This is a genomic window from bacterium (assembly GCA_023145965.1).
Lineage (GTDB): Bacteria > UBP14 > UBA6098 > UBA6098 > UBA6098 > UBA6098.
In genome coordinates this window covers 1-5254 of sequence record JAGLDC010000087.1, presented here as the reverse complement: position 1 = coordinate 5254, position 5254 = coordinate 1, and the positions used below count along the sequence as shown (strand labels likewise).

Below are 5254 nucleotides of genomic sequence, written 5' to 3'. Positions count from 1 at the left end.
TCGCCCCGCGGCCCGAACACCATATTGATCCCATGATCCGTCGCCACGTCCCACGCGCCAACTCCCGGATCGACCGAGACGAACTCCGGCGCGCAGTCCGGCGGGGGAGGCATTGTGTCGCGGTCTATCGTCCAAGTAACGCAATCATAAGCTGGATTGCCGGCAAAATCAACCGCGCCAACGCAAACGGTAATATTGCCCTCCGGCAGCGGAACCGGCGGATTCCACTGTGCACCGTAACCGGCGCAGAAAATCGGCGTCAGAACGAGCGCCGGCGGCTCTATTATTGTAGTATCGCTTCCGGCGATGACCACCATGATGACCGAATCGGGATCGACGCCGGAGATGCCTCCGGTCGTGTCGCCGCCGCATATATCGCATATCGCAACGCTAATCTCCGCAGGGCTTGCCGAAAGAATCGCATCGTTTGCCGGGAACCAATCGTCGAAACACGGCGGAGTGCGGTCGAGCGTGTCCGGCGAAGTGCTGGCAACATCGAACTCGATACAATCGGTCGCAAAATTCCCGACCGTATCCGCGAAGGTCAGGCAAACCTCGACATGAGAACCCGCAGGGAAACCCCAGGCGGGATGGTTCAACGTCACATCGACCGTGCCGTGCATGACAATCCTGAGTTCGCCAGTAACATCGAGCGTATCGTCGCCAATTACAACGATCATCTCGATAGTGGACGAATCGATACCGCTGGAAACGCCGCAAACACCGGGCGAATCGTAAAGATATGCGAAAATATTAGCGGAAGGATCGACACCGGTGGCGCCATCCGCAGGTGTCCAGTGCATTACCTCCGGCGCACATGAGTCCGGCGAAGTTTGAGCCAAAACGGGCGAATTGAATGCAATAAATGCAAAGAGGATTAAAAATACACCCTTCATTCCAATTCCCGGTAGATTGATTTTTAAATTTTGATTAAACATTTTAAACCTCCAAGAAGTATTTTGTGCTATGTAATAGTAATAAGCATAAAATATGCCGTAAATACAAAAAAACGATAAGTATAAGAAACATAATAGGATAAGAGAAATAAAGAATTCAATAAAAGGGATAAAAGAACGAAAATAGTTATTAATAAATAACAAATATATTAAATAACATCATAACACAATATATAATAACGAAATACGAAATAAAAAAGTGTTATAATAAAATAACACTAATGACGCTATTTTTTAAAACCATAATAGCTAATTAGGTGATGGAGCCTGCTTCGATTCATTTTGAAAGCTTTAGCTGCTTTGGTAACCTTCCAATTGTGGGTTTCGAGGATTTTTAACAATACCTCCCTTTCGTAGCCTTCAGCGAGATCCTTCTTCATAGCCTGAAGCTGAGCATAGTTTTTTGGAAGAGGCGAACTATTAGAGTCGAGAGGATTAAATTTAACTATTCGGGGTGGAAAATCCTCCGCGCGAAGTATATTAGTTCTCGAGAATATCAGAGCTTCCTCTAGTGTTCCAATGAGTTCTCGAACATTGCCCGGCCATGGATAGCGTTTAAGGGCCGAAAGCGCGCTATTTGTAACAGATTCAATATTTCGCCCGAATTTTGCCTGCGCTCGGTCGAGGTAGTGTAGAATGAGAAGTGGTATGTCTTCGGGGTGTTCTCGAAGTGGTGGGATGTGAATATTAATCGGCGCAATACGATAGTATAGGTCTTCGCGGAGTTTTTGGTTTTTAAGCGCGAATTCGATATTGAGGTTAGTGGCTGAGATAATTCTAACATCGACGGGGATTTCGTTGTTAGCACCGAGGCGATGTATTTCCCGGCTTTCAATAGCACGCAGAAGTTTTACTTGAAAGGCAATGGGCATCTCGGCGATCTCATCGAGAAAGAGGATACCACCATTTGCAAGTTCGAATTTGCCTATCTGCTTGCGATCTGCACCGGTGAAAGCGCCACGTTCATGGCCGAAAAGCTCGCTCTCGATTAAGTTTTCGGGAATGGCAGCACAATTGATGGCTACGAACGGACCTTCACTTCGTTTACTCTCAGCATGGAGAGTTCGTGCTATCAAATCTTTGCCGGTTCCGGTTTCTCCAGTAATCAAGAGGGAAATATCTTGTCCGGCAACTATATTAAGTTTCTGTTTTAATTCCAACATCGCCGGGGAAGTCCCGATAATCTTGCCTTCGCCGAACACGCAAATCTCTCGTGCCATACCATCTCGCTCTGCACGCAGGTCGTCGAAAAGTTCAGCGTTGTGCAGTGCAATAGCTGCCTGTTCTCCGAGAGCGGTCAAGAAATCGAGTGTTTGGCGGTCGAAAAGCCCTTTGCCAATGCCAGCATCGGCGTAAATAAGCCCAACAAGCTCAGAATTGAGACCGGTAACAGGAACGCACATAGCCATTGTAATATCGAGGTCTATTATGGATTCGCGCGTGGAAAGCGCATCATCGTCGGCTATACTCTCTGAAAAATGAGCTTCGCGCGAAGCCATAACATTTTCTAAAAGACCGTGAGAAAATTTTGTCGAATCTAGTGGAAGATCTGTGCCATTTGCAGATATTGCAATCCTGAGTTCCGCCGATCCATTTTCCATTAGAAATAGCAATGCCCGTTCTGCGCCGGTGGCATCGAGAGTAGCCTCGAGTATTTTCCGGAGCAAGTGTGCGGAGTCGAGGGTGGAATTAAGGGCTTTCAGGATGGGCAACATTTTACTGAAGCTGAGGTCTTTTTCTTTCGGTTCGCTGAGTTTTGCAAGGAGGGCATCGAGTTTTTTAAGCTCTGTCCAGTTTTCTAACGCTTTAAATCTGGATTGCGCGGATGAAAGAGCGACTTTTGCTGAGTTGATGTTATCGAGTTTATCGAGTATTTGACAACGCAGGGCGGACACTCTTGCAGTCATCCATGGGTTAATTCCATTAAGCGATTGTTCAATTAATTCGAGCGTTTCTAGAGCTTGTTTGAAGCGTTCTAGTCTGTATAAAATAAGAGCTTTTTGGATATAATGTTCAATTTCGATCTCACCTAAAGCTGTAGGCTGTTTAGCGATGGAGTCTTCGATAAGCGATAGAGCCGAATCGAGATTATTTTTGCGAATGAAAGCGAGAGCTTGAAAAAACAAGGATGTCTTCTCAGGCAGTTCCACTCTTGGTACGCTCAAGGGTTCGACCTCTTCGAGAGCCGATAGAATGGCGATTTCCTCAAACAGTCGAGCTTTTTCAGTCGAACCGAGATAATTATAAAAATCGGCAGAATTTTTAAGTGCAGCTTTTGCAATGGGGTATTCGCCAACTGTTCGGGCTATAGCGGCTCGCTCGATTCCTGCGATAGCAGATTCGCGCCCACCTTCGAAAGAGGTAATCTCACAGGCCTCTTCGATAGATCTTCTTGCCAGAGTAAGATGGCCTTGAAGTCTATGCACTTTCGAGAGGGCGATAAGCGCCTGAAACAGCATATTATCATACCCTTTGTCACGGGCAATAGTGCCAGATTCGAGAACCAGTTTCAATGCCGAGGCGAGATCGGCTTCGGCGATGGCCATCTCGCCCAAGTTGAGATTGACAGCAGAGAGGCAGAGTTTATTATTCAGTTTTTGCGCTTTTTTTAACGCTTCGGTATAAATATTTTTAGCGAGTTCAAGGTTACTGGTTACCTGATATAGGCCGCCAATATTCACAAGATCGATCAGCTCGCCCTTCTCGTTTTTTGCGCTTGAATGAAGCTTTAACGCCTTTTTATAATACTTCAGAGCCAATTTAGTGTTGCCCTGTTCAAAATATGTGACACCTATATCACCGGAAACAGATGCTTTTTGCTCGCTGTTGCCCATGGATTCGGCCATCGCGGATGCCTGAAAATAGGCATCTCGGGCGCTATCGAAATCACCCGCATATTTGCGCGTTAGGGCGAGTCTTTTGAGACATCTAAGTTTCTTAATTGGAGTATCGAGGTGTTCTGAAAGCCTGTTTGCGGACTCTAAAGCGCGTTCGGCTATATTAAAGTTGGTTTTTTTAAGGGCTTTGGTACCAATTTCGAAGAACATCTCGGCAGATGTCTTAGGTTGCCCCGCAAGTTCAAAATGATATGCCGAGGAAATGCGATTAGAAAAATTAGGGGTGGCTCTGATGAAGGCATCGGCGAGTCGCAGATGCACAGATTTAGCACGCTCGATGGATATTATGCTGTCAATATTCGAGGCAAGTTCTGGATAGGCAAAGAAGAGGTTTTTCCCGGAGCGGTCTCGTTCACCAATTAATCCTGCGGACAGAATTTTATAGACTGCGAATGAACTTCCAGGGCCTATCATGTCCTCCAGGATTGAATATTCCAATTCACCTGCCAGACATATAGCGGTGCAAATTGTTTTTGCATCTTCGATAAGGCGTGCCCATTTGTCTGAAAAGGATGTTGTGCGGTCGGTGCGTTCTATAGAGAAATGCCAGGTTCGAGTATGGGTTTCAAGTGCGCCATATGAGACGAATTCTCGAATTGTTTTCCTTATTGTATATGGGTTACCATTTGCAACTTTAAACACTGAAGATGAGAGAGTATCGATGTCATCGACGGGGCCGAGGAGGCCGCGTATAAGGTCCAGTGTCTCAACTTCATCGAGAGGGGAAAGATCGATATGTATGTCACCTAGATTAATTTTATCGAACAGGAAAAGGATTTTTGCCCCAGTTTTTTTAATCTCCTCGATCAAGCTGTTATTTGGGGTGGTTCTAATATGTGCTATTATGGGTTTTGCGAACGATAACTCCTCTATGAACCCGGCGATATTACTATTAAGTCCGGCCAGCGTAGAGGGTGATGGTTTTGGAGGAATTTTTAAATCATCGAGGAAGGTTTGTGGAAAATCCTCGGATAGGAATTCCATTAAGGGTGGAAGTCGTTTTAATAGGGTTTTACGATAGTCCTTCGACATAAATGATGGCAGTATTCCCGAGATGAGAGAATGTCCCTCGAATATCTCGGCTGTTGCCAAACCTTCATATCCCGCCTCGAGAAGCGCTCTTTCGCATAAGGCTGAACAACCAACACCAGAGGAGCCAGTAACAGAAACAAACCGAGGTGAGTCGAGGTTTTTTAGTATATCTTTTATTTGAGTTAATTCCTTTTTTCTTCCTACGAATGGGCCGTGTGGAAGATAGAAGCCTTCCCCGGGGGTTTCTTCTTTTCCAAGCATTTTTTGTAGGGCGATACGGATGGAATAGGCGTTCGGGGGCCTTTCTGTTGGTTTTTTGGCGAGTAAGCTTTGGATTATTTCTTGAAGGGGTTTAAACCTCTTGTCAAG

2 protein-coding genes are annotated in these 5254 nt (G+C 45.8%); both read right to left on the bottom strand.

What is annotated here, in order from left to right; translation table 11 throughout:
• A partial coding sequence (locus tag KAH81_08395) for a hypothetical protein (GenBank protein MCK5833674.1) occupies nt 1-938 on the bottom strand: 938 nt, incomplete at its 3' end.
• A 245-nt stretch (nt 939-1183) separates the two neighbouring features.
• Nucleotides 1184-5146, bottom strand: a complete 3963-nt coding sequence (locus tag KAH81_08390) for a sigma 54-interacting transcriptional regulator (GenBank protein ID MCK5833673.1) — start codon at nt 5144-5146, stop codon at nt 1184-1186.
• Nucleotides 5147-5254: the final 108 nt, after the last annotated feature.